This window comes from Corynebacterium sp. HMSC061H03 (genome assembly GCF_001838215.1).
Lineage (GTDB): Bacteria > Actinomycetota > Actinomycetes > Mycobacteriales > Mycobacteriaceae > Corynebacterium > Corynebacterium jeikeium_D.
This window is the reverse complement of sequence record NZ_KV836086.1, coordinates 62,088-86,883: the sequence shown is the minus strand read 5'-3', so window position 1 is coordinate 86,883 and position 24,796 is coordinate 62,088. Positions and strand designations below refer to the sequence as shown.

Here is a 24,796-nt window from a genome sequence, read left to right as displayed (position 1 = left end):
GACTTTTCCAACCTTGAAGCTTTAACTACTAAATGTGAAGGACGTATTCGCTAATGAATGACAATGTTTTCGGCGCGGGTCAGGCTCCCTCTTCGGAGGAACAGGTACCGGTGGAGAACCTGAGCTACGAGCAGGCTCGAGATGCGCTGGTCGAGACCGTCAAGCTCCTAGAACTCGGACAGATGAGCCTGGATGAATCCCTGGCGCTGTGGGAGCGAGGCGAGGCGCTGGCCCGCCGCTGCGAGGAGCATTTGGCTGGCGCCCGGGCAAAGGTTGAAGCCGCCTTGGCCAGCAAGAATCAGGATGTCGCGGCTTCTGCCGAGAATGCGGGCGGTGAGGAATAAAAAGAGACGAGAAACGATCGTCAGTGCACGTCGTTTCTCATCTCGTGGCCGATAGTTGAGTTCAGCTATTTTATCGCGCTAGTTGGAATTATCGACCCAGGCGACCTCTCAACTCAGCTTACTTTGCTGGTGCCGACGGCGTCTCGGACGCAGTCTGCTGCGGCTGTGACGGATTCGGCATTGTCGCGTCCGGATCGATTGGCTCGGCCTTCTGCAAAGCCGCCGCCAACTGTGTGAACTCCTCATCGTTGGCAGTGCCCTCGATAATTGCGCGGGAGTCACCGAGGTCCCCAACCCATACGCGACGCACGTTGTCCTCAGCCGGCACATACTTAGTCCAGGTTGTTCCTTCCACGTCAGTGGTACCGTCGCGGAGACGATTCTTACCGTCATCCGGCAGCTGACCTGCTTCCGCATCTGTCTGCGTGACCTGGGCGAATGCTCCGCTAGCGGTGACATAGCCAATAATGGTCGTCTGCTTCCCCGCCGCCATACCCGCGCGGGTCGAGTTTGAAGTCCAGCCCTCAGGCACCTTCGGCAGGCGGACTGGATAGTCCACGCGCCGAGCCTCCATGTTCACGAATGGGGCGGCATCGACCTCGCGCACCGGACCGTTTTCCGGCTTCCCGGGGTTAAAACTGCACAGGCCGGTAAAGCCGATGGTGACAGCCACCGCAAGAAACATCACCACGAGGGTGAGAATCATGTCTCGACTGTCCTGCAAAATCCTAGGTTTCTCATTCGCCACGCGCTCAAGTATGCCAAAGGCCCCGCAACGAACCTAGTCATCAGTCGCATCCGCACAGCTGCGGCTAGCAATACTTGATGACGGACGCTGTCGACGTCGTCAAGCGAACGGATTTCAGAACAAAATACTGATACTCACGTGATGTGGGAGTTTAGCCCTGAAGCTCCCCCCACTTTGGCGCTGCGTCCACCCCCGAACATCAAAAAGGTGGAACACTAGTAACAGATGCAATGGCGCTAAAACGGATGCGCCAAACATCGATTAATAGGAATTGTTGCAGCGCTAAGCCCTGGTTTCCTGGCGTGGCGTCTCCCAGCACATTCTCAAACCTCAAAAGAGTTCCTAAAAAAGACGGAAGGGCCAGAATTCAATGAACGCCTCGAATCCTGAAGCACCAGATCGCAACCTTGCGATGGAGCTCGTCCGAGTTACTGAGTCCGCTGCACTGGCAGCTGGTCAGTGGGTCGGTCGTGGTCAGAAGGAAAAGGGCGACGGCGCTGCCGTCGATGCCATGCGTCAGCTCATCAACACCGTGGCTATGAACGGTGTCGTTGTTATTGGCGAGGGCGAAAAGGACGAAGCTCCGATGCTGTTCAACGGCGAAAAGGTCGGCAACGGCCAAGGCCCGGCCGTTGACATCGCGGTTGACCCGATTGACGGCACGACTCTGATGGCTGAGGGCCGCCCGAACTCCATCGCTGTTCTTGCCGCTGCAGACCGCGGTTCCATGTACGACCCATCGGCTGTGTTCTACATGGACAAGATTGCTGTTGGCCCGGAAGCTGCCGGCAAGATTGACATCGAGGCTCCGGTTGAGCACAACATTAAAGCCGTCGCTAAGGCCAAGGGTCTGCGTCCGGAAGATGTCACCGTTGTCGTGCTGGATCGCCCGCGCCACGCTGACATGATTCGTGACATCCGCGAGGCTGGCGCCAAGGTTCGCCTCATCGGCGACGGTGACGTTGCCGGCGCTGTTGCCGCAGCGCAGGACACGAACTCCGTCGATATCATGATGGGCGTCGGCGGCACCCCAGAAGGTGTCATCACCGCATGCGCCATGAAGTGTATGGGCGGCGAGATCCAGGGCAAACTGCACCCACGCGATGAGGCTGAAATTAAGAAAGCTCTCGACGCTGGACACGATCTTTCTCGTGTTCTGACCACCGATGACCTGGTCGCATCCGACAACTGCTACTTCGTTGCCACCGGTGTCACCAACGGCGACATGCTGCGCGGTGTCGCTTACCGCGGTAACGGCGCGTGGACCCGCTCGCTGGTTATGCGCTCCAAGTCAGGCACCATTCGTCGCATCGAGGCTTTCCACTCCCTGGAGAAGCTGCGCAAGTACGCCAGCATCGACTACGGCAAGGGCGAGATGCCTGACATCGATCTGTAAGTAACTACCCCTTTAGTGGTGCCCTCAGGGCACCACTTTTTTAACAAACTGATTCATACTTGAAGACGAATGCGCTAACGGTTCTGCATCGCATGAAAATTGCATGCGCAATGAGGGGCCGTTCTGCGCGCACTCAAGTTCCCCTAACTGAAAGAGGCAACGAATGACAGAGCAGCAGTTCCGCATCGAGCACGACACCATGGGCGAGGTTAAGGTTCCGGTTAACGCCCTGTGGCGCGCACAGACTCAGCGTGCAGTTGAGAACTTCCCGATTTCCGGCCGTCCGCTGGAGTCTGCACAGATTCGCGCTATGGGTCTGCTGAAGGCAGCTTGCGCCATCGTCAACAAGGAGCGCGGCCTGCTGTCTGCTGAGCAGGCAGATGCCATCGTCGCCGCTGCCAAGGAAATTGCCGAAGGCAAGCACGATGCTGAGTTCCCGATTGACGTCTTCCAGACCGGTTCGGGCACTTCTTCCAACATGAACACCAACGAAGTCATTGCGTCCATCGCAAAGGCCAACGGCGTTGAGGTTCACCCGAATGACCACGTCAACATGGGTCAGTCTTCCAACGACACCTTCCCGACTGCCACTCACGTCGCAGCAACCGAGGCAGCTGTCAAGGACCTCGTCCCGGGACTGAAGGTTCTGCAGGAGTCCCTGGCTAAGAAGGCCAAGGAATGGGAGACCGTTGTTAAGTCCGGCCGCACTCACCTGATGGACGCTGTCCCAGTGACCCTGGGTCAGGAGTTCTCCGGTTACGCTCGCCAGATTGAGGCTGGTATTGAGCGCATCGAGGCCACCCTGCCGCGTCTGGGCGAGCTGCCAATTGGTGGTACCGCTGTTGGCACTGGCCTGAACACCCCGGCGGACTTCGGTGCCAAGGTCACCGCTGAGCTCGTCGAGCTGACCGGCATCAAGGAGCTACGCGAGGCTCAGAACCACTTCGAGGCTCAGGCTAACCGCGATGCCCTGGTCGAATTCTCCGGCGCTATGCGCACCGTTGCAGTCTCCCTGAACAAGATCGCTAACGACATCCGCTGGATGGGCTCCGGCCCGCTGACCGGCCTTGCTGAGATTCACCTGCCGGATCTGCAGCCGGGTTCCTCCATCATGCCGGGTAAGGTCAACCCGGTTCTGTGTGAGACTGCCACCCAGGTCGCAGCGCAGGTTCTGGGCAACGACACCGCTGTTGAGTTTGCTGGCGCTAACGGCGCATTCGAACTGAACGTCTTCATCCCGGTCATGGCACGTAACGTGCTGGAGTCCGCTAAGCTGCTGGCGAACACCGCACGCGTCTTCGCCGAGAAGCTGGTGGACGGCATCGAGCCGAACGTTGAGCGTATGAAGACTCTGGCTGAGTCCTCCCCGTCGATTGTGACCCCGCTGAACTCCGCCATCGGCTACGAGAACGCAGCTAAGGTCGCTAAGACCGCTCTGAAGGAAGGTAAGACCATCCGTCAGACTGTTATCGACATGGGCTTTGTCGACGGCGAGAAGCTGACCGAGGAAGAGCTGGACAAGCGCCTCGACGTGCTGGCAATGGCCAACACTGATCGTGACTAGTTCTTTCTGAACTCGAAGGTGTGAGAGCACCTTACGCATAAGACCCCGTAGTCTCACTTCACTGAAAGACTTCGGGGTCTATTTTTTCCTAAACGTCGGACAAGTTTCAGAGAGTGACTAACTATTCCCACCTATCGCCACACCATCGCATTTCCTCGCCGTTGCGTCGCCGAGTGGTTCTCCCGCCCCGGCGCTGTCACCCGCCTAACACCGGGGCTTCTCCCGATGTCACCGAAATCCGAAGCCGCCAACCTCGCCGACGGCACGACCGTATTCTCCGTGCCGGCTGGCCTCAAATGGATTGCATGTCACGACCCGGCCGGTTTCCTCCCCGGCCAGAGATTCATTGACGAAGTCACCAGCGAACCCTTTCGCCGCATCACGGGGTGGAAGCACACCCATGTTCTCTCCAATACTCCGCTTGACGACGGCAGCGCTGGCACGGTTTTAGAGGACACCGTTGACACCAAGGTTCCGGTACCCGGGTTAGATTCGATGTTCGCCTACCGTGCTACGAAGGTTGCTGGCGACCTTGCGGCCGTCGATAGGCTTTCGGAGTATTTGGGGCATGTGCCGGAGCCGCTGACAGTGGCGATCAGTGGAGCTACGGGGACCATCGGGACGCAGCTGCGCGCGCTACTGACCACGGCCGGACATGAGGTGATTTCGCTGGTGCGCTCACGTGAACAGACGGGTGTGGACAAGCGATATTGGGATACTGCGGCACCCGCAGCTGACTTGCTGGAGGGAGTCGACGCGGTCATCCATCTGGCCGGCGCACCGATTGCGGGGCGCTTCACGGAGGCGCATCTTCGAAAGGTTCGCCATTCCCGTGTCGAACCAACGCGAGCTCTGGCAAAGCTCGTTGCATCTACTGACAGCGTGAAGGTCGCGGTTGGAGCGTCGGCGGTGGGGTTCTACGGTGCGGATCGTGGCCCAGAGGTGCTCACCGAGGACGCTGGCCCTGGCGCGGAAGCGCAGCGTTACGACGGCAGCGCCGCCGCGGACAGTCTCTCGGCTATTGTGCGCGATTGGGAAAATGCATGGGATCCCGCTCGCGATGCAGGCAAGCGGGTCGTAAACGTCCGCACTGGTCTTGTGCTTGCTGGTGGCGGCGGTCTCTTGCCGCTACTAGCGGGCGTGGTGTTCACCGGGCTTGGAGGCAGATTGGGGTCGGGCGAGCAGTGGTTCCCGTGGATTGCTTTGGACGACCTGTTGGACATCTATCACCGGTCGTTGGCAGATTCCGGCCTTGCCGGACCTGTCAATGCGGTGGTGCCACTGGCTTTCGGAGTGAATAATGCGGAGTTCACGAGGGTATTGGGAGAGGTCTTGCACCGCCCGACGGCGGTTCCGATTCCTTCACTGGGGCCTGCAGTACTGCTGGGCAAACGCGGTGCTGCGGAGTTGGCTCTCGCGAATCAGAGAGTAGAGGCAGCAGCGCTGCAAAAGGCGGGGCACAGGTTCCGCTTCACTTCGCTTAACGACGCCCTGCGCCACGAGCTATTGAAGGAGAGGTAGCCTTCCACCGTGCCTACACAAAACACGAAGGTTGTGTAATTGAATGGCGCGTTGCGACTATCAACAACCCGACCCCTGCGCCTGAGTCCACGGCATCCTGAACAACCCAAAGATGCTCTCTGCATAGGTACTTAAACACCTGTTGACTCATCAACTTGCCATCACATTGCACTCGGTGTAACTTTGCACCTCGTGCAAATTGATGAGAATACCTATCACAGATTGGATCCGGGCCAACACCCCGAGTGCGGCCTCCGGGAGCTCAAAAGGTTTCAAACACACTGCGCTTTGGCCGATGCCGCGACCGCCCTTGTGTTAGATCGCGGATACGACCAAGTCAACATCGAAGACATCTGTCAGCGGGTCAATATCAGTCGACGCACATTCTTCAATTACTTCGACTCCAAGGATCAAGCCATCTTCGGCAACGGCATCATGTCATTCGATGCTGACGATGAAGAGGTATTCCTCGCCCAATTTCACCAAGACCCCATCGCGGACATGCTCGATTTCATCGAGAAAAAGCAGCAATCCCAGCTACTCCGATATAAAGAGCTGGGGGCAACCGAAGAGTTTCACCGTCTGCTCAAGGAGCGTATCCGCGAGATTTTGCGCAATGAGCCAAAGCTATCGACGGTTGTCATTTCGAATTTTGGCAACTCAATGCGCCGCGTCCGTTCTGCCTTTGAGCGCTATTTCGAGATGAATCCACAGTCGCGCACGCACCCCGAGCTCCCCGTCGCACACGAGGTAGCACTGTCGGTCGGTTTCGTCCGCGAATGCGTGCTCTACTCATCGGCTCATCGGGACGAATTCACAACAGATACACCGCTTCACGACGCCGCCGACGTCGTTAAACATTTCTGGAGGAGGAATAGTGACAGCTAGCAACACCACTGCTCAAGACCAAACCGACACCACGGTTTCTGACAACAAGTCCCACTTGGGAATCATCTTCTTCGCGCTCATTCTCACTATGCTGATGAGCTCGCTGGGGCAGATGATTTTCGCCACCGCCCTTCCGACGATCGTCGGCGAGCTCGGCGGAGTTGACCACATGTCGTGGGTTATTTCTGCATTCCTGTTGGCACAGACTGTGGCAATGCCGATTGTCGGCAAGCTCGGTGACATGATTGGGCGCAAGGGCCTGTTCATGATGGGCATCGCGCTGTTCATGGTCGGTTCCGTCATGGGTGCAATCACCAACTCCATGAGCCTGCTCATCGCCGCCCGCGCTTTTCAGGGATTTGCTGGCGGTACATTGATGGTTTCCTCACAGGCCATCTTGGCTGAGGTTATTCCCGCACGTCAGCGCGGTAAGTACATGGGCATCATGGGTGCTGTGTTCGGCCTGAGTTCCGTGCTAGGACCAGTACTGGGAGGCTGGTTCACCGACGGCCCGGGCTGGCGCTGGGGTCTGTGGATCAACGTCCCAATGGGCGTGGTTGCACTATCGGCAGCCGCAGCCTTCCTGAAGTTGCCACGCCGCCAGCGCGAAGGCAATTTCGACTACATCGGCACGATGTTCTTGACTGCCGCTGCCTCGACGCTAATTCTCACCACCACCTGGGGCGGCACACAGTACGAGTGGCCCTCTGGCATCATCATTTCACTCATCGTTGCCTCGGCCATTTCCTGGGTGCTGTTCTTCTTCACCGAGACCCGAGTTGCCAACCCACTGATTCCGACGCACCTGTTTAACAACCGCAACTTCGTGCTCACAACCGTGTCGGGTTTGATTCTGGGTATCGCAATGTTTGGCACTATGGCCTACATTCCGACTTACCTGCAGATGGTGCACTCAATGTCGCCGACCGCGGCAGGCTTGATGATGACACCGATGATGGTTGGCATGCTGCTGACCTCGATTGGCGTAGGCCAGATAGTTTCGCGGACTGGTAAGTACCGCTTCTACCCATTCGTCGGCCTGATGATTATGGCGGTCTCGCTTTATCTGCTGTCCACCCTGGAGACCACCACCCCGCTGTGGCAGGTTGGTGTTTACCTGTTCATCATGGGCTTCGGCCTGGGTACCGGCATGCAGGTCCTGGTGCTAATCGTCCAGAACTCCTTCCCGGTTGCCATGGTCGGTACTGCTACCGCTGCGAATAACTTCTTCCGCCAGATTGGCGGCGCGGTGGGTTCTTCTATCGTGGGCTCAATTTTCATCCACCGCATGAAGGACCTGGCAGGCGAACGCATTCCAGCGGCCGTCGAACAGATTAAGGCCGCATCACCAGAGGCTGCGGCGGAGTTCGCAAAACAGATGGGCCCGGAGGGCTTTTCCTCTAAGTCGATCGGTTCGTTGACGCCACATGCGCTAGATAGCATGCCGGCGCCAATCCATGAAGCGCTGATCTCCAGCTACAACGATGGTTTGACGCCAATCTTCTTGGTGCTAATGCCAGTGATTATCCTGGCAGCAATCATTGTGTTCTTTGTTCGCGAGGATCCGTTGAAGGAAACCGTCGAGTAATTAATGCAAGGGGAGCCGTAGCTCCCGGCAGCTATGCCCCCACCTGGCCGTCGGCGCGGTCGAGCTTGTCCAGAATCGGACGGTTCGGCTCACCGGCGGCTTCTGCTTCTTCCTGGACACGCTTCAGCGCACGTTCCTCTGGCTTTTCCAGGAGCTTTTCCAAAATAATGACATCGCGCCACTGCCCCGCCATCGGGCCGTAGGTCATCTTTGCCATGTGGTGGTAGATCCCCACTTCGCGGAAGCCGAGCTTTCGATGTAGCTTTAACGATCCAACATTCTCCGGGAAGACCCACGAGTGAATCGACCAGCAGTCGAGCTCCGTGGCATCGTCGATAAGCTTCTGCAGCAACGTCGCCGCCAGCCCCATGCCCTGCCCGTCAGGGTGAACGTAGATGGAGTCTTCGATGACGCCATTGAAAATCGGGCGCTTGGATACCGGCGCTGCCGATGCCCATGCCAGAATCTTGTCCGGGTTCTCCGCGTCGACGGCCACGTAACACAAATCCACTCGCTTGAGTGCGATGAATTCGTCCCACTCGGGAGCGGAGTGCTCCCACGACGCATGCCCCGTATCCAGGCCAATCTCGTAGATCTCTTGGATCTGTGGATAGTCCTCTTCACGCATCATTCGAATCGTGAAATCGCGCTTCTTTTCAGCCATAACTACAAGTGTGGCTAATTTTTCCGCGCACGTCGAACGAAACGGCAAAAATATTGTAAAAAGATTACTTTCTCCTGCGTGGTCGCCCGTTTCCGCCACTGCTTCGACGGTCGCCACGACCACTACGCGCATGCTTTACGACGGCCCCAGCGCGCTGCCGGCGGGCTTGCTTAGCAAGCGTCTTTTCTCGGGCCGACAACTTCTTCGGCTGCTCGTCAGCCTTCTTGCGCCCCAACTGCGTGCGTGTCGACCCCTCCCTGCGCCCCTGGACAATGCCGACGAACTCCTGCCGGAGCTCGTCGTCCTCTGCTTTCGGCCACACCAACCAAATAGCTGTCCGAGTCAGCGGATCTGTGGCACCTTCCTCAGCCACCAAGTTCGATGAGGCCACCGCCTTCTTCGATAGCGCCTTCAAAATCGTGCGAGGTCCCACTACGACACCTGCACCAGTGGCTGCGACAGGCAGCATCTGTCGCAGCTCGTCCGCATCCACGGAGTTCAGCAGCACAGTTTCGTCCGCCAACAGCTCCTCCGGCACGGACTCTGTGAGGGAGAATACGTGTTCTTTTTCGTAGGCCACGCCCCAGGCTTCGTCGTAAAGCCGGATGCGATGGAGCGACTCGGGCAGCGAGCCTTCGGACTCTAACCGAACAAGCGCCATGTCAGCGGCACCGCCGACCAGGTCGGACATCGGATCGTCGGCGGCGTGGGTGTGCAGTGTTGCCGGAATCCGATCTCTAAAGCGGCGAAACCACTTCTCGGGACTGGTGCCGGTGGCGAACACGATGCGCAGGACGGCGGGTTCAGGAGTCGACATACTCCGCAAGGTTACTCGAATGGGTGCTAGCGTTGAACCCATGAAACCCCTAACCGCAGCCAAGAAACTTGGCATTTTCCTCCCGGCCACACCCGAGGAATTTCGCACTGGTGAGATTTCGCACGCGCAGTTTGCGGAACTGCAGTCCAATCCGCCGGAGTGGCTCGCTGAGCTACGCCGCAACGGACCGCACCCGCGCCCGGAAGTTGCCCGCAAGCTGGGCATTACTATCACGGCGTTGAAGAAGAATGACATGGACAAGCCGCTGACAACGGCGGAGATTAAGGATTTGCTCGAGCAGATGCCGGGGTGGCTGGAGGCCGCTCGTGAGTCCATGGCGAAGCAGCGCGCGGAAGCCGCTGAGGCAGAGTCCAAGAAGGACGACGGCCCTGGTCGGGCTGCCGCCGAAGCTGCTCGCAACGCCGAGAAATAGCAGACACAGCAGACACAGCAGACACAGCAGACACAGCCGACGTCTTCAAGGAGGATCCTCGTGGCCATCGACTACACCGCACATGCAATCAACCACAAGGGCAACGGTACGGTTGTCCTGATTGGCTCGCTGGGCACCACACAGGGGATGTGGGAGCCACAGGTAGCCGCTTTGAGCGAAAAGTACCAGGTCATCACGCCAGATGTCCGTGGCCATGGCGAATCCCCTATCCCCGAGGGCGAGTGGGACATGAGCCACTTGGCCGCCGACATCATCGAGGTCCTCGATGAGGAGGATATTGACCGCGCACATTTTGTGGGACTATCTCTCGGCGGCGCTATCGCCCAAACCATCGCACTAGAACACGCCGATCGCGTGGTCAGCCTGACACTGTCGTCGACGGCGCCGAAATTCGGCACACCCGAGGCCTGGCAGGAAAAGGCCCAGCTCGTGCGCGACAAGGGCACGATCGCACTCGCCGACACTGTCGTCCGCAACTGGTTTACCGACGAGTGCTTCGACACTACCCCTGAGCTCCCCGCCCGCTTCCGCGACATGATCGCAGATTGCCCCGATGACGGCTACATCGGCGCCTGCGGAGCACTCTCTCGCTTCGACACCCGCGAGCGCCTCGCCGAGATCACCGCTCCGACGCTGGTCATCGCCGGCAAGCAGGACACCTCTACGTCTCTCGACGTCGTCACTTCGCTTCACGACGGCATCGCGGGCTCGACCATGGTCGTCATTTCACCGGCCAAGCACCTGCTCAACCAGGAAACCCCGGAGTACTACAACTCGGCCCTGCTGGCGCACATTGATGGGATTGCCGACTAGCGCCTAATCGCAGCAATAAAAATAACGCGACCTGCTCGCTGTCCATTCCACGGGGACGGCGCACAGGTCGCGTCATTTTTTCGAGTGCAATTGGAGGTTGCTATGACTGCAGTGGAAGAAGCTCGGATAATCAAGGGAACCGGTCTCCACCTGATGCTCATACTAACTACCACCAGCACTAATGGGAATAAGAAAACGAGAATGTTTCGTTAATCACCCCCATGATGACCATCCAAAACGCCTACCCTATCGACCCCAAAGCCCCAGGGTCCCGCCTGTCAGATATGACAAAAATAGCCATTCACCTGGCTTTGTAGGTTAGCATTACCTAACATTGCCGACTGTCGGGGATAGTCTGGATTCAATAGCACCCCCAACCGCAACGGGGGTAGTTTTCCGGGAAGGCTGGGCGCAATATCCGTCGTCAAGCGATTCCACATCACCAATCGGGAAAAAACTTTTAAAAAAACAAGTGTCTCTCATCACACTCATGCATAATGGGGTACAACAGTCATAGTCACTATGACGATGAACCGAGGCCATCGCGTTTATCTGCAGCGTTTATCTGCGACGTACGAAAAGGCCTTAAGACAAAAATTCCACGACAATATTTCTAGGAGCATGTCATGAAGGACTTTCTGCCCCGTACTCACTTCGAAGAAGAGCACAACATGTTCCGCGACATGGTTCGCGGCTTCGTCGAGAAGGAAATCACCCCGAACGTAGAGCGCTGGCACAAGGAAGGTCAGCCGGACCGCGAGGTCTTCAAGAAGGCCGGCGAGCTCGGTCTGATTGGTATGTCCACTCCGGAGGCATACGGCGGTGGCGGAGAGATGGACTTCCGCTACAACCAGGTCCTGAACGAGGAGCTTTCCAACGCTGACTGTGGCTCCATCGTCGTTTCCTTCGGCGTTCTCAACGACCTGGTCGCTCCGTACCTGGCTAAGTTCGGCAACGAAGAGCAGAAGCAGAAGTACCTGGCTTCCATGAACGCCGGCGACACCATCGGCTGCCTCGCCATGACCGAACCGGGCGCAGGTTCCGACCTGGCAGGTATGCGCACTTTCGCCAAGAAGGACGGCGACCACTACGTCCTCAACGGCACCAAGATCTTCATCTCCAACGGCATGATGGCGGACTTCGCTCTCGTCGCAGCTATCACCGACCCATCCAAGGGCCGCGCTGGTGTCTCCATGTTCATCGTCGACGCCGACCTCGAGGGCTTCACCAAGGCTGGCCCGCTGCAGAAGGTCGGCTTGAAGGCTCAGGACACCGCTGAGCTCAACTTCGACAACGTCCGCGTTCCGGCCGAGAACCTGCTCGGCGAAGAGGGTGCCGCCTTCGGCTACCTCCGCACCAACCTCGCTCACGAGCGACTGACCCTGGCTTGCGGCTCTGTTGCAACTTCCCGCCGCGCCTGGACCCTCGCTTACAAATACGCTCAGGAGCGCGAGGCATTCGGCCGCCCGATCATCCAGCACCAGGTCCACGGCCACTACCTGGCCGACATCGCCACCCGCGTCACCGCCCTGCAGGCTTTCGTTGACCAGGCCGTTATGGCTCACAACGCAGGCCAGCTGGACGAGACCGGCGCTTCCATGGCCAAGTACTGGACCACCGAGGAGCAGCAGGACATCGTTACCCGCTGCCTGCAGATGTTCGGTGGCTACGGCTTCATGCTCGAGTACCCAATCTCCACTCACTACCTCGACTCCAAGGTCCAGACCATTTACGGTGGCACCAACGAGATCATGAAGGAAATCATCTTCCGTCGCATCGCCAAGGGCGGCGCAGAGTAAACAGCGCACGTCGGCCTAGCCGATTCGCCCCCAAACCCCGTCAGGTCTTCCTGGCGGGGTTTTTGCATACCTCAAAGTGGGTGGCTGGCGATTATTTACGAGGCTTGATTAGAGCTCCCTTCCCCCGTGCCACACCCCCACTAAAAACATTACCCCCTACAAAACCGAAACTATACAATGAGATACCCATCTCATATACTAAGATTCTGTTAGGTAATGGTGATGCACTTCACCAAATTCCCTCCTAGGCCGCGCGAGCGCGTGACCGGAGATGAAGGATTGGAGTTCCAGAGGCATGAGCACAACCAACTCGACCGCTACCCCTCAGCGAAGGGAGGTGTTTTCCACCCGAGCAGCCTTCATTTTCGCCGCTATCGGCTCGGCAGTCGGGCTTGGAAACATCTGGCGTTTCCCCTATGTCGCATATGACTCCGGCGGTGGCGCTTTCCTTATCCCCTACCTGGTCGCACTTCTGACCGCAGGTATCCCACTGCTCTTCCTCGACTTCGCCATCGGACACCGCTTCCGCGGGTCCGCACCGAAGTCGATGCGTCGGATCAAGCCCTGGGCTGAGCCAATCGGCTGGATCCAGGTCGGTATCGCCTTCTTCATTACCGTCTACTACGCCGTTATTATCGCGTGGTCCTTCATCTACGCCTGGAAGTCCATCCGCAAGAGCTGGGGCCCAGATGCCGAGACCCACTTCATGAAGGACTTCCTCCAAGTAGACACCGAGAGCGTCTTCTCTCTGGACTTCGTCCCCTCGATTTCCATCGTCCTGCTCATTGTCTGGGTACTCGTCATCGGCATTCTGGCCGCTGGTGTGGACAAGGGCATCGGCAAGGTCTCGATTATCTTCATCCCACTGTTGACCATCCTCTTCGTCGCAGTGGCCATCTACTCCCTGACGCTCGACGGCGCTGCAAAGGGCCTGGATGCATTCTTCACCCCAGACTGGTCCGCACTGACTGACTCCAGCGTATGGATTGCCGCCTACGGCCAGATCTTCTTCTCCCTGTCCGTGGCCTTCGGCATTATGCTGACCTACGCCTCCTACCTGAAGCCACGCACGAACCTCACCGGTTCCGGCCTGGTCACCGCGTTCGCAAACTCCTCCTTCGAGGTTCTCGCCGGTATCGGTGTCTTCGCCACCCTGGGCTTCATGGCAGCGCAGTCGGGTCAGGCCGTTGACGAGGTCGCAACCTCCGGTATTGGTCTTGCCTTCATCGCATTCCCGACGGTCATCTCTGAGATGCCCAAGGTCATCGGTTCGGTCTTCGGGCTGCTGTTCTTCCTCTCCCTGGCAATCGCCGGTGTGACCTCCCTGATGTCGCTGCTCGAGGTCGTCGTCTCCGCAGTCAAGGACAAGCTGAACCTCGGCCGCGTCCAGGCCACCCTCACCGTCGGTGGCGCCATGGCCGTCATCTCGCTGCTGGCCTTCCCGACCACCTCAGGTCTGGTAACCCTCGACATCGTAGATAAGTTCACCAACAACGTCGGTATCGTCCTGGTTGCACTGCTGACCATCATCGCAATCGACTGGATCCTGCGCCGCACCAACGAGTTCGCCATGCACCTCAACGCCGTGTCCTCGTTCAAGGTCGGCACCATGTGGCAGATCTTCGTCGGAAACATCACGCCGGTCATTCTCGCCGTCATCCTGTTCCAGGAGCTCATTGGACTTTTCCAGGAAAACTACGAAGGCTACTCCGACACCCAAATCGACATCTTTGGCTGGGGTGTCATCGGCGTGATTCTCATCGGCGCTCTGATTATGGCCATCCTGCCTTGGCGCGGCCAACACCGTCTCGATGGCCCTCCGGGCTCGGACTTCGGTGTGACGCCAGATTTCAAGCGGTCCTCACACCTGCCACGCAAGCACACTCCGGAAACCGAGGAGGTTTAAGCCAAATGTCCGGTATCGCAATTGTCATGATGGCACTGTTCATCATCGTCATCTGGGGCGGTCTGGCGGTCTCGCTGGTCAGCCTATCCAAGCACCCTGACGAGGTTTCCGGTGAGCTGGGAGATCACCCAGAGCTCACCAGTGAAGTACTAGGAGCACAGGAAGAGCAGTAGTTCTTCACTACTATCTCTCCCCTGCCACTCCAGGTATCTGCCTTACTCACCTACGAAATGCGGTGGTCGCTTCTCCAAGAACGCGGCCACCGCTTCCTTATGGTCGGCCGAGACCGCCAAACGAGCCTGCGCGTCCGCCTCCGCCGCAGCGGCAGACAAGGTATCCCGGCGCAGCAGAGCCTTAATCTCCTTCAGCGCGGCCGTCGGCCCCGCCGCAAACTGGGCAGCCAACTCACGTGCCCGAGTCGCTGGATTATCCACCACTTCAGTGACCAGGCCGAGGCTCAGGGCTTCGTCGGCAAGCACCTTCTTATCGAAGAACAACAGCTCACGCGCCTTCGCGTCACTGACCATGCGCGGCAGCAGCGCCGACATGCCACAGTCCGTGGCCAGGCCAATCGACGGGAACGCCGCCTTGAACGACGCCTTCGGGCCCGCGATACGGAAATCACAGTGCAGCGCCAACGACCAGCCGGCACCCGCCGCAGCACCTTCGATAGCTGCAATAACCGGAACGTTAATCGCGGTCAGCTCCGCGACCATCGGGTTGTACTCCTCGACAACCTTGCCCATGCCGGCGCCGGACTGCAGGTCAGAAATGTGCTCCTTCAAATCCTGGCCCGTACAAAACGCCTTCGGCCCGCCGAGCAGGATAACAGCGCGCACATCCGGCTCCTGCGCACGCTCAAAAGCGGCTTTCAGCTCCAAGCGGAGATTCTTATCCAGGGAGTTATAGGCATCCGGGCGGTCGATGGTGATGGCTAGAATGCCGTCGGAAAAGTCTTGAGTAACGTTGCTCATAACCTCGCAGGTTATCGCAATCTCCCCCGCCTCGGACGCACTTTTGCACCAAATCACTCGCCGCGAGTAACAAGGGACACATGACACTTCCACGCCCCGCCACGCCTGACGACGTCCACGAGATCGTCGACCTCATCAAAGACCTGGCGGCCTACGAAAAAGAACCCGATGCCGTCCGACTGACCCCCGAGCGCCTGCGCGAACAGCTCTTCGGGGACAACCCTGCGATTTTCTGCCACGTCGTCGACTCCACATCCGGAAATTTGGACGACGGCGCCGGTGGCGGTGATGGCGGTGTTGAAGGCAGCCCGCGCCTCGACGGCATTGCACTGTGGTTCCTCAACTACTCCACCTGGGAAGGCACCCACGGCATCTACCTCGAAGACCTCTACGTCCGCCCCGAGGCACGCGGCACCGGCAAGGGCAAAGCACTGCTGCAGAACCTCGCGCGAATTGCCGTGGAGCGAGGCTACTCACGTGTCGAGTGGTGCGTCCTGAAGTGGAATCAACCCTCCATCGATTTCTACCGCTCCCTCGGCGCCTTCCCCATGGACGAATGGGACACCTTCCGCCTCACCGGCAGCGCCCTGCGTGACTTCGGGGCGTAACAGACGGCAGCGCGTGGTGCGGCGGTACGGCGGTGCAGCTGCGGTGCGTTTGCGCGGTGAAAAGTCCGGATGTGGATAACTGCTAAACCGGCTGACTTATCCACAGCCTGCCCCCATAGGCGTTGTCCCCCTACATCCGGACTTTTACCTTCAAAGGCATGACAGTTCTTGGGACGCTCGCCGCACTGGCCTCGCGCGGAATGGACACGCTAGCGGAACTCCACGCCGCGCGTCCCGACGGCCACGACGCCACCTCCCACCTGGCGGCAACCCTCGGCCTTGACCCGGCGCGCCTCCGGCTTTTGCTACGCGTCGCCGCCCACTATCTCCAACCCGCTGACACCGAGGAAAACACCAAAGCCCGCGAAGACGCCACCGCCCTTGCGCGCCAGCTCGGCCTCAGCCTGGACACCTGCGTGCTTATCGACAAGCGCAGCCGCCAAGCCAACAACGCCGAACTCCACGACAACCTGCGGCTCACATTCGTCGCTGCCGCCGAACGCCTCGGCTTCGAAGAACTCGATCTCTACATGCGGGAAACTCTCACCGAGCTCAACACCGAAGACGAGCCACCCCAGCATCTGCGCGCCCGATTTTCCCGGAAGGTAGACATCCGGGGAATGAAACACTTCCACATCTCCGGCCCCTCGGATATGCTCGACAATCTCCTGTCGCCGCTTACCATCCGTGCCGCAGAAATCCGGAAGTCCCATCCGGAGTTTTCCCACGACCGCTGCGTCGGCCAAGCGCTTGCCGAGCGCCTCGAGCATGCCGATGCCGCAATGCCCGTCGACAAGCTCGATGAAATGCGCTACCAACCCGCCATCATCATCACCGCACAAGACCTCATCGACTACAGCCCGCGCTTCGCCGCCACCACCAACGGCTCCGCGCTCGCCCCCGACGTTTTCCTCAACGCCCTACTCGCCGACACCGGGTGGGCCGTGCTTTACGACGAACACAGCGCGATTACGGACTTATTTCCCATCGGCAACCCCCGCCTGGCGACTGAAGAGCAGCGCATCGCGATGCTCATCGACAATCCCATCTGCGCGTGGCCCGGCTGTGAACGCCCCGCCTATAGCGGACAAGCGCACCACCTAGTCGCCCACAAACACGGCGGCACAACCACGCTAGACAACCTCACCATGGTCTGCCGCGAACACAACGGGCTTAACGACGACGACCGGGAAGGACGCAACGGCCACCTCGAACGCATCCCCACATCCGGACATATTCGATGGCGCCCGCCGGATAAAACTCGGCCGCCGCTGTTTAGCAACTCATTTGTGACATCAATGTCCGGGAGGTCCTACGCCGGATACCGGGCAGGCACGACGAAACAGCTCGGGCCGGAGCCACCACCTCCGGACTAAAACCCGGATGTACGGGAAAACCCGTCCTAGCGCACTGCTAGAACGGGTACTTGCGCTGCAAAAACGCAGATTTAGATGAGGTTCCAGTCCTCGATACCGTCGTAAAGCGGGAATTCCTGAGCAATCTTCGAAACACGAGCACGCAGGGAGTCAACATCCGCATTCTTGCCGGCGGCGAGAGCAGTACCGATGACATCGGCGACCTCGGTGAACGCCTTCTCGTCGAGACCACGGGTGGCCAGCGCCGGAGTACCGATACGAAGTCCGGATGTAACCATCGGAGGACGCGGGTCAAACGGAACAGCATTGCGGTTAACGGTGATGCCAACAGCGTGGAGCAGATCCTCGGCCTCCTGGCCGTTCATCTCAGAATTGCGCAGATCCGCCAGAACCAGGTGGACATCGGTGCCGCCAGTGAGAACATCGACGCCAGCCTCGGCGCAGTCGGAAGCGGTGAGACGCTCAGCCAGAATGCGGGCACCAGCGAGAGTGCGCTCCTGGCGCTCCTTGAACTCCTCGGTACCAGCAATCTTCAGCGCCACGGCCTTGCCGGCGATGGCGTGCATCAGCGGACCACCCTGCTGCCCCGGGAAAACAGCGGAGTTCAGCTTCTTGGCGTACTCCTGCTTAGCCAAAATCATGCCCGAACGTGGACCACCGAGGGTTTTGTGAACGGTGGTCGACACAACGTCAGAATGCGGAACCGGCGACGGGTGCAGACCGGCGGCAACCAGGCCTGCGAAGTGCGCCATGTCCGTCCACAGCTTCGCACCGACCTCATCGGCGATGGAACGGAAAGCTTCGAAGTCGAGGTGGCGCGGGTACGCCGACCAACCTGCGATGAGAACATCCGGCTTTTCTGCGAGCGCCTGCTCACGCACCTTGTCCATATCGATCCGCATGGTGTCCTTGTCCACACCGTATGCGGCGACGTGGTAGAGCTTGCCGGAGAAGTTAAGCTTCATGCCGTGGGTCAGGTGACCGCCGTGTGCCAGGTCGAGGCCCATAATCTTGTCACCGGCGTTGATCAGCGCATGCAGAACGGCAGCGTTTGCCTGCGCACCTGCGTGTGGCTGAACGTTGGCGAACTCAGCGCCGAAGAGCTCCTTGGCGCGGTTGCGTGCCATGTCCTCGACGACGTCGACGTATTCGCAGCCGCCGTAGTAACGACGGCCCGGGTAGCCTTCGGCGTACTTGTTGGTCAGAACCGAGCCCTGAGCTTGCAGCACTGCACGTGGAACAAAGTTCTCACTAGCAATCATTTCGAGCATGTCACGCTGACGAGAGAGCTCCCCTGCCATTGCCTCTGCGAGGTCGGGATCGAGTTCACGCAGCGATTGGTAGCGGACATCGTTATTGTTAGACCCGGTCATGAGTAGGTTTTCGACCTTTCAATGAAACTTCAATGCCACAGGCCATGCTAGCCCTTTATGGGGCAAACCACGAAAGCAGCACCATTCAGGTATGCCCCCTTTATTGACTCGTTTTCCGGTTTTCGGCACCCCCTTGGCACAATTGGAAGTATGACGCGCGCAACATCCCCCAGCCCGTACGTCGAGTTCAAACGCGAGCAGTGGCGCGAAATGCGCAAGAATATGCCTCTGGTGCTGACGGAAGAGGAAGCTGAACGACTTTCCGGTATCGGTGAAAACATCGACCTGGACGAAGTCGCCGAGGTCTATCTTCCGCTTTCTCGTCTGATTCACATGCGTGTGGCGGCGCATCGGGAGCTGAACGCCGTAACGTCGAACTTTCTTGGGGAAAATCCTTCGAAGGGGGCGTCGGTGCCGTTTATTATCGGCGTCGCGGGTTCGGTGGCGGTCGGCAAGTCAACGACGGCGCGTTTGCTGCAGGTCCTGCTCGAGCGCTGGGAGACTAATCCGCGGGTGGACTTGGTTACTACTGATGGCTTCCTCTATCCTTCTGAGGAATTGAATCGCCGTGGGATTATGCAGCGCAAGGGGTATCCGGAGTCGTATGATCAGCGTGCGTTGATGCGGTTTGTCACGGCGGTGAAGTCGGGGGCGCGGCATGTGAAGGCCCCGGTGTATTCGCACACGCTCTATGACCGGGTGCCGGATGAGTTCGTCGATGTTGACCGTCCGGACATTCTCATTCTCGAGGGGCTCAACGTTTTGCAGACGGGCCCGACGCTGATGATTTCCGATCTTTTCGATTTCAGTGTCTACGTCGATGCCCCGCGCGCGGACATCGAGCGTTGGTACATCAGCCGTTTCCTCCGTCTCCGCCAGACAGCGTTTCGCGCTCCGGGCGCGCACTTCGCGGATTATGCCACGCTTGACGACGAAGCTGCGGCCGAGGTAGCCCGACGCATTTGGCAGCAGGTGAACTTGCCGAACCTTACGGAAAATATTTTGCCCACTCGAGTGCGTGCGTCATTAGTTCTTACGAAGTCTCGGGACCACAAGGTTTCGAGGGTCCGGATGCGCAAACTCTAACATCCGGAAATTTTTCCGGATGTAGGGAGGTTATTTGCCGAAGCGGCGCGAGCGCTGCGAAAAGTCTCGAAGTGCGCGGAGGAAGTCGATGCGGCGGAATTCGGGCCAGTAGGTATCGGTGAACCAAATCTCGGAGTAGGCGGTTTGCCAGAGGAGGAAGCCGCTGAGCCGCTGTTCTCCGGAAGTGCGGATGACTAGATCGGGGTCCGGTTGTCCGGATGTGTAGAGGCGGCGAGAAATGGCATCGGTGGTGATGCGCTCCTCAAGCTCGGAAGCATCGATTCCCTCGGCGACTGATTCCCGGATGATTCTGCGTACTGCGTCGACGATTTCCTGCCGGCCGCCGTAGCCAACGGCGATGTTGACCTGGATGCCGGTGTTGTTCGCGGTGACTTCTTCGTCGTGACGCAGCCGGGCGGTCATTCTTTCCGGAAGGAGCTCGAGGTGGCCGACCATGCGCAGGCGCACGTCGTTAGGCGATTGCGCCAATTCGTCGACGACGTCAGCGATGATGTCGAACAGTAATTCCAGCTCTTCGGGGTCTCGCCCGAGGTTTTCGGTGGAGAGCAGGTAGATGGTGACCAGCTCGATTTCCTGCTCGGCGCACCAGCCGACGAATTCTGCGATTTTGCGGGAGCCGACGCGGTGGCCGTGGCTGACGTCGGTGAATCCAGCCTCCCTCGCCCAGCGGCGGTTGCCATCGGCCATGATGGCAACGTGCTTGGGGCGAGGTTTTCCTTCTAGCTCTTGGGCTAGTTTGCGCTCGTAGAGCGGATAGGCGATCCGCCGGAGTGAGGACGGCTGGTTTTCTTTCACATATGTAACCCTACCCAATGGGCACGGCCGCTTTGTGCTTAGTCGCGTGCCTGCCGACGCTTCCGGACTTCTGCCGCAAGCGTACGCAGCAGCCGGTCGGTGGTTTCCCAATCCATGCACGCATCGGTGACGGACTTGCCGTATACGAGGCCCTTACGACCATCGGTAATTTTTTGCGCGCCGGCTTCGAGGAAGGACTCCATCATGATGCCGGTGATGCGCTCGTCGCCGCCCCCGATGAGCTTGCCGAGCTCCTCAACGACCTCGGCCTGGCGCACCTCGGATTTTCCGGAATTGGCGTGGGAGGCATCCACCATGATGCTGACGGTTTGCTCGGCCTTGTTCAGGCGCGCTTCGGCGTCGTTAAGCGATTCTTCGTCCCAGTTCGGGCCGGAGGTGCCACCGCGGAGGATGATGTGGCAGTTGTGGTTGCCGGCGGTTTCGACGACGGCGGCGCGGCCCTGGTCGTTCATGCCGAAGAAGAAGTGCGGGTTTGCTGCAGAGACCAGCGAGTCCACGGCGACCTGGACGTTGCCGTCGGTACCGTTTTTGAAGCCGATGGGCATGGAAAGTCCGGAAGCGAGCTGGCGGTGGACCTGCGACTCCGTGGTGCGCGCACCAATCGCACCCCAGGAGACGGCGTCGGCGATGTACTGCGGGCTGTTGGGCTCGAGGAATTCAGCGCCGACGGGCAGGCCGGTGCGCAGGACCTCGATGAGCACTTCGCGGGCCATGTGCAGGCCCTTGTTGATTTTGAAGGAGCTATCCAGGTCGGGGTCGTTGATGAGTCCCTTCCAGCCGACGGTGGTGCGCGGCTTTTCGAAGTAGACGCGCATGACGACCAGCAGGTCCTCGTCGAGCTCATCGGCGGTGGCCTTCAGGCGGCGGGCGTAGTCGATGGCGGCCTCGGGGTCGTGAATGGAGCACGGGCCGACAACGACCAGCAGGCGATCGTCCTCGCGGGCGATGACGCGGGCGATGTCGAGTCGCGACTGCTCCACTTCGTTAACCAGGTTCGGGGTCAATGGCTGTTTGGCCATGACCTCTTCTGGGGAGGGCAGGTCGTGGAAGGCTACGACACGGCGGTTCGCGGTAGAGGCGGGGGCTTCGAGGGATGTGGGAGGGGTCATCGGGGGTCTCTTTTCTCTGGGGGATTAGTTACGCATGTAATTGGCTGTAGATACGACAAAAGGCAGCGCCCCTAATTAGTTTGGGGCTGCTGCCTTTGGCTCCGGTTGGTGGCGACGTGACGATTAGCCGCCGGCTGTGACTAGGTCGTCACTGCCTCCGGAGCCTTCGAAAAATAAAATCGCCACATACGCATGTGCTCGACTGTAGCGCACCGCCTACAATCCCGCAATTCGAACTCCGAATCCCATCCTGTGGGACGCAATAAGGGGCACGCACGCATCGCCCGTCGCCAAGCGGCGCGCACACGCCTTGGCGTTAACTACTCCGCTTCACGACGCTGCTCCGCTGCAGCCATCGCCTTATCCACAGCCTCGGAATCGAAGGGATCCATGCCGTGCGCCTCGGCGAACTTCCGGCGAGCGGCCATGCGCTTCGCGCGTCGCGAGAGATCCCAGCCGAGAGCCAGGATGACGATGAGCAAAACGACAATGATGAGCAGGCCAACAGGAGAGGCCTTTCCGAAGTCAGCACCCCGCGGACCAGTGGGGTTCTGCGCCAGGAAAATTGTCGTGCGAGCCGCCAAGGCATCGAAGCTTTCAATCATGAGTTCCAGCTTAGCGTTAATTCCGGACTATTCCGCGTCGGGGTCGATACCGGCGAAGAGATCGGTCTCTGGCAGCTCGGTCTGCACTCGAGTGCGGGCAAGCTCAAACTCTTCGGTCGGCCAAACGCGCTGCTGAATGTCTACCGGCACGGCGAAGAATGGCCCGTTCGGATCGATCTGCGTAGCGTGCGCCAGCAGCGCCTGATCCCGCTGCTGGAAGTAATCGCCGCACTCAACCTGCGTGGTCACGCGGGTCATGATGTCGCCGGGGGTCTTAGTCCAACGGCGGAAGGACTCGGCCAGCGGGCTTTCCAAGCCGTTGTCGCGGTAGTAGTTGTCTAGCGCGATGAGACGCGCCTTGATGAAACCGTGGGTGTAGTAGAGTTTGGAAATTTCCCATGGTTCACCGAGCTCGGGGTACTTATCCGTTCCAGACTCCAGCCAAGCGCGCATGGACACGATATGGGTCATGATGTGGTCCGGGTGCGGGTAGCCACCGTTTTCGTCGTACGTAATGATGACGTGCGGACGGAACTCACGGATAGCTCGGATGAGAGGCTTGGTCGCATCCTCGACCGATTGGCGAGCAAACACTCCGTGCGACAGCACCGGCACCGGGTTGCCCGCAGGCAGACCGGAGTCGGTAAAGCCGAGCCACTCATGTTCAACGCCGAGAGTCTCAGCGGCTGCAACCATTTCGTGAACGCGCACCGCGGCGATATTCTCCCGCACCTCCGGCCGGTCCATCGCAGGGTTGAGAATGCTACCGGCCTCACCGCCGGTGCAGGTCACCACTTTGACGCGATGCCCTTCCGCCGCATATCGGGCCATCGTTGCGGCGCCCTTGCTCGATTCGTCATCAGGATGAGCGTGAATTGCCATCAGACGAAGTGTCAATTGAAGTCACTCCCGCTACTATCTCAGTCCATGTTTTCTGGCCAAGGCCGGAGCCCTTCGACCGCAACGATGCTACTCCAGCACCGTTTCAATACCGCCCCACTATAGCGCTGCACCATCATATGACCACGCAGCATCGCTACTCGGTGTAACGACATAGCAGCAGGACACCGCGCCACACCAGAAAGATTGTTTAACTGTCAACATTTTACCACGTCGACCGAGAACTCCGATAGGCTAAAAAGCATGGCTGAAAGTTCGGAGCGAAACACCCGAAATACCGCAGCGCCTAACGAGCAGCGCGAGCGCTATGGGGACAACAGTCGCACTCTCCCCGCAAAATTGGTTGTCATCGCTATTGTTGGCATGCTCGTCATCGCCGGCGCATACATCTTCGTTCAGATGAACCGCGTCTCCGCCCCGGATGTCTCTGCAACGCAAGCGGGCTGGAGCCGCACTCCAGGTAAGGAAGATGAGCAGTTCATCTTCACACTGGATGTCACCCGCGAAAAGCCGGAGCTGGATAGCTACTGCATTATCTATGCGCTGAACTATGACGTGGCAGAGGTCGGCCGTCGCGACGTATTCATCCCGGGCGGCGGCCCCGCTACCGTGCGGATGGACGTCCCCATTGCCACCCGCGAGCTGGCCGTCGCAGGCGATGTCTATGGCTGCTCCACCGACATTCCGGAGTTCCTCGCACCTGCGAAGTAATCTCCCTTCGCGACTGAGGATCATGCGCTGCGGGGGCACGTCGTAAAGCGTGCGCGACAACACTCCGACGCGCCTGTTATTGCCATGTGGCGTGACAGTGCTATCCTGTGACGCAGCCGACGGCCCCACGCGGGGCCGCTTTTGTATTAAATAGCCAAAAACACAGGAGGAACCATGACTGAGGCAAAGAACAATAGCCCATGGCTCACCCAGGAGTCCTACGACAAGCTCAAGGCCGAGCTTGAGGCGCTATATGAAAACCGCCCGGTCATCGCCGCCGAGATTAACGAGCGCCGCGAAGAGGGCGACTTGAAGGAAAACGCCGGCTACGATGCCGCCCGCGAGCAGCAGGGACAGGAAGAGGCACGCATCCGCTACCTCGAAGACCTGCTCCAGCGCGCCACTGTCGGCGAGATTCCGCAGGAGTCCGGTGTGGCTCTGGTCGGCACCGTGGTCCACGTCTACTACGACGGCGACGAGGACGACACCGAGACCTTCCTCATCGGTACCCGTGGCGCTGACTCCTCCAACCCGAACCTGGAGACCTACTCCACCGATTCCCCGCTGGGTAAGGCTCTGGTCGGCGCTAAGGAGGGCGAGACCCGCACTTACGCTTCCCCGAGCGGCGACGAAGTGTCTGTCACCGTAGTTAAGGCTGAGCCGTACGACCCGGATATGGACGCCTAAACGCCGAGGTTACTCCCCCCCCCGGCGC

General features: G+C 59.3%; 26 protein-coding genes. 16 read left to right on the top strand and 10 right to left on the bottom strand.

Going from position 1 to position 24,796, the window contains the following annotated elements; genetic code table 11:
- Window positions 1-53 precede the first annotated feature (53 nt).
- Window positions 54-344, top strand: coding sequence for an exodeoxyribonuclease VII small subunit (locus HMPREF2787_RS09925; RefSeq protein WP_070859160.1), 291 nt, complete (start codon window positions 54-56; stop codon window positions 342-344).
- Between the two features lie 118 nt (window positions 345-462).
- On the opposite strand, the gene HMPREF2787_RS09920 is transcribed toward HMPREF2787_RS09925, so the two are convergent.
- Window positions 463-1,092 (bottom strand): DUF4245 domain-containing protein, encoded by a 630-nt coding sequence (locus tag HMPREF2787_RS09920; RefSeq protein WP_083326699.1) that lies wholly within the window; start codon window positions 1,090-1,092, stop codon window positions 463-465.
- A 370-nt stretch (window positions 1,093-1,462) separates the two neighbouring features.
- Between HMPREF2787_RS09920 and glpX the strand changes: the two genes are divergently transcribed.
- From glpX to HMPREF2787_RS09895, 5 genes are all read left to right on the top strand, one after another.
- Window positions 1,463-2,488: a class II fructose-bisphosphatase gene (gene glpX / locus HMPREF2787_RS09915; protein ID WP_070859158.1), complete on the top strand. Its 1,026-nt coding sequence runs from the start codon at window positions 1,463-1,465 to the stop codon at window positions 2,486-2,488.
- A 163-nt stretch (window positions 2,489-2,651) separates the two neighbouring features.
- Window positions 2,652-4,052, top strand: coding sequence for a class II fumarate hydratase (locus HMPREF2787_RS09910; RefSeq protein ID WP_016423173.1), 1,401 nt, complete (start codon window positions 2,652-2,654; stop codon window positions 4,050-4,052).
- 225 nt (window positions 4,053-4,277) lie between these two features.
- Window positions 4,278-5,573 carry a TIGR01777 family oxidoreductase gene (locus HMPREF2787_RS09905; RefSeq protein ID WP_246824298.1) on the top strand — a complete coding sequence of 432 codons (1,296 nt, stop codon included), beginning with the start codon at window positions 4,278-4,280 and terminating at the stop codon, window positions 5,571-5,573.
- 192 nt (window positions 5,574-5,765) lie between these two features.
- Entirely contained in the window at window positions 5,766-6,461 is a 696-nt protein-coding gene (locus HMPREF2787_RS09900; RefSeq protein ID WP_246824297.1) for a TetR/AcrR family transcriptional regulator, read from the top strand.
- On the top strand, window positions 6,451-8,049 hold the full coding sequence (locus tag HMPREF2787_RS09895) for an MDR family MFS transporter (protein WP_070859155.1): 1,599 nt from the start codon (window positions 6,451-6,453) through the stop codon (window positions 8,047-8,049). Before HMPREF2787_RS09900 ends, HMPREF2787_RS09895 begins: the two co-directional genes overlap by 11 nt.
- 31 nt (window positions 8,050-8,080) lie before the next feature.
- Here the strand turns inward: HMPREF2787_RS09895 and HMPREF2787_RS09890 are convergent, their stop codons facing one another.
- Together HMPREF2787_RS09890 and HMPREF2787_RS09885 are read right to left on the bottom strand one after the other, a co-directional pair.
- Window positions 8,081-8,713 carry a GNAT family N-acetyltransferase gene (locus HMPREF2787_RS09890; RefSeq protein WP_016423177.1) on the bottom strand — a complete coding sequence of 211 codons (633 nt, stop codon included), beginning with the start codon at window positions 8,711-8,713 and terminating at the stop codon, window positions 8,081-8,083.
- A gap of 64 nt (window positions 8,714-8,777) precedes the next feature.
- Complete coding sequence (locus HMPREF2787_RS09885) at window positions 8,778-9,530, bottom strand: type 2 periplasmic-binding domain-containing protein (protein WP_070859154.1); 753 nt, start codon at window positions 9,528-9,530, stop codon at window positions 8,778-8,780.
- Window positions 9,531-9,570: 40 nt separating this feature from the next.
- On the opposite strand from HMPREF2787_RS09885, the gene HMPREF2787_RS09880 reads away from it, so the two are divergent.
- The 5 genes from HMPREF2787_RS09880 (at window position 9,571) to metS (ending at window position 14,675) form a co-directional block, all read left to right on the top strand.
- The gene (locus tag HMPREF2787_RS09880) at window positions 9,571-9,963 is read left to right on the top strand and encodes a DUF5997 family protein (RefSeq protein WP_070628935.1); all 393 of its coding nucleotides are present in this window, start codon (window positions 9,571-9,573) and stop codon (window positions 9,961-9,963) included.
- A 60-nt stretch (window positions 9,964-10,023) separates the two neighbouring features.
- The gene (locus HMPREF2787_RS09875; protein ID WP_070859153.1) at window positions 10,024-10,797 is read left to right on the top strand and encodes an alpha/beta fold hydrolase; all 774 of its coding nucleotides are present in this window, start codon (window positions 10,024-10,026) and stop codon (window positions 10,795-10,797) included.
- 626 nt (window positions 10,798-11,423) lie between these two features.
- Complete coding sequence (locus HMPREF2787_RS09870; RefSeq protein WP_048759734.1) at window positions 11,424-12,596, top strand: acyl-CoA dehydrogenase family protein; 1,173 nt, start codon at window positions 11,424-11,426, stop codon at window positions 12,594-12,596.
- Between the two features lie 295 nt (window positions 12,597-12,891).
- Entirely contained in the window at window positions 12,892-14,502 is a 1,611-nt protein-coding gene (locus tag HMPREF2787_RS09865; RefSeq protein ID WP_070859152.1) for a sodium-dependent transporter, read from the top strand.
- 5 nt (window positions 14,503-14,507) lie between these two features.
- Window positions 14,508-14,675: a methionine/alanine import NSS transporter subunit MetS gene (gene metS, locus HMPREF2787_RS09860; RefSeq protein WP_048733989.1), complete on the top strand. Its 168-nt coding sequence runs from the start codon at window positions 14,508-14,510 to the stop codon at window positions 14,673-14,675.
- 42 nt (window positions 14,676-14,717) lie between these two features.
- On the opposite strand, the gene HMPREF2787_RS09855 is transcribed toward metS, so the two are convergent.
- The gene (locus tag HMPREF2787_RS09855; protein ID WP_048733985.1) at window positions 14,718-15,476 is read right to left on the bottom strand and encodes an enoyl-CoA hydratase-related protein; all 759 of its coding nucleotides are present in this window, start codon (window positions 15,474-15,476) and stop codon (window positions 14,718-14,720) included.
- Window positions 15,477-15,556: 80 nt separating this feature from the next.
- On the opposite strand from HMPREF2787_RS09855, the gene HMPREF2787_RS09850 reads away from it, so the two are divergent.
- Window positions 15,557-16,084, top strand: coding sequence for a GNAT family N-acetyltransferase (locus HMPREF2787_RS09850; RefSeq protein WP_070859151.1), 528 nt, complete (start codon window positions 15,557-15,559; stop codon window positions 16,082-16,084).
- Between the two features lie 305 nt (window positions 16,085-16,389).
- Here the strand turns inward: HMPREF2787_RS09850 and HMPREF2787_RS11335 are convergent, their stop codons facing one another.
- Window positions 16,390-16,719 carry a hypothetical protein gene (locus tag HMPREF2787_RS11335; RefSeq protein ID WP_224433547.1) on the bottom strand — a complete coding sequence of 110 codons (330 nt, stop codon included), beginning with the start codon at window positions 16,717-16,719 and terminating at the stop codon, window positions 16,390-16,392.
- On the opposite strand from HMPREF2787_RS11335, the gene HMPREF2787_RS11330 reads away from it, so the two are divergent.
- Entirely contained in the window at window positions 16,705-17,460 is a 756-nt protein-coding gene (locus HMPREF2787_RS11330) for an HNH endonuclease signature motif containing protein (protein ID WP_224433548.1), read from the top strand. The genes HMPREF2787_RS11335 and HMPREF2787_RS11330 overlap by 15 nt on opposite strands.
- A 71-nt stretch (window positions 17,461-17,531) precedes the next feature.
- Here HMPREF2787_RS11330 and glyA read toward each other — a convergent pair whose 3' ends face one another.
- A complete protein-coding gene (gene glyA, locus HMPREF2787_RS09840) occupies window positions 17,532-18,833 on the bottom strand; it encodes a serine hydroxymethyltransferase (protein ID WP_005510713.1) in 1,302 nt (433 codons plus the stop codon).
- A gap of 150 nt (window positions 18,834-18,983) precedes the next feature.
- Here glyA and coaA point away from each other — a divergent pair, with 150 nt between their 5' ends.
- Window positions 18,984-19,919, top strand: a complete 936-nt coding sequence (gene coaA / locus HMPREF2787_RS09835) for a type I pantothenate kinase (protein ID WP_042388837.1) — start codon at window positions 18,984-18,986, stop codon at window positions 19,917-19,919.
- Between the two features lie 30 nt (window positions 19,920-19,949).
- Here coaA and HMPREF2787_RS09830 read toward each other — a convergent pair whose 3' ends face one another.
- The 4 genes from HMPREF2787_RS09830 to mca form a co-directional block, all read right to left on the bottom strand.
- Window positions 19,950-20,735, bottom strand: a complete 786-nt coding sequence (locus HMPREF2787_RS09830; protein ID WP_016423188.1) for an isoprenyl transferase — start codon at window positions 20,733-20,735, stop codon at window positions 19,950-19,952.
- 38 nt (window positions 20,736-20,773) lie between these two features.
- Window positions 20,774-21,865, bottom strand: coding sequence for a 3-deoxy-7-phosphoheptulonate synthase (locus HMPREF2787_RS09825; protein WP_070859150.1), 1,092 nt, complete (start codon window positions 21,863-21,865; stop codon window positions 20,774-20,776).
- A gap of 320 nt (window positions 21,866-22,185) precedes the next feature.
- Window positions 22,186-22,470, bottom strand: a complete 285-nt coding sequence (locus HMPREF2787_RS09820) for a hypothetical protein (RefSeq protein WP_038626184.1) — start codon at window positions 22,468-22,470, stop codon at window positions 22,186-22,188.
- Window positions 22,471-22,497: 27 nt separating this feature from the next.
- On the bottom strand, window positions 22,498-23,352 hold the full coding sequence (gene mca / locus HMPREF2787_RS09815; protein ID WP_070859149.1) for a mycothiol conjugate amidase Mca: 855 nt from the start codon (window positions 23,350-23,352) through the stop codon (window positions 22,498-22,500).
- Window positions 23,353-23,613: 261 nt separating this feature from the next.
- On the opposite strand from mca, the gene HMPREF2787_RS09810 reads away from it, so the two are divergent.
- Window positions 23,614-24,081: a DUF4307 domain-containing protein gene (locus HMPREF2787_RS09810; RefSeq protein WP_038626188.1), complete on the top strand. Its 468-nt coding sequence runs from the start codon at window positions 23,614-23,616 to the stop codon at window positions 24,079-24,081.
- Window positions 24,082-24,255: 174 nt separating this feature from the next.
- Window positions 24,256-24,768 (top strand): transcription elongation factor GreA, encoded by a 513-nt coding sequence (gene greA, locus HMPREF2787_RS09805; RefSeq protein ID WP_038626190.1) that lies wholly within the window; start codon window positions 24,256-24,258, stop codon window positions 24,766-24,768.
- Window positions 24,769-24,796: the final 28 nt, after the last annotated feature.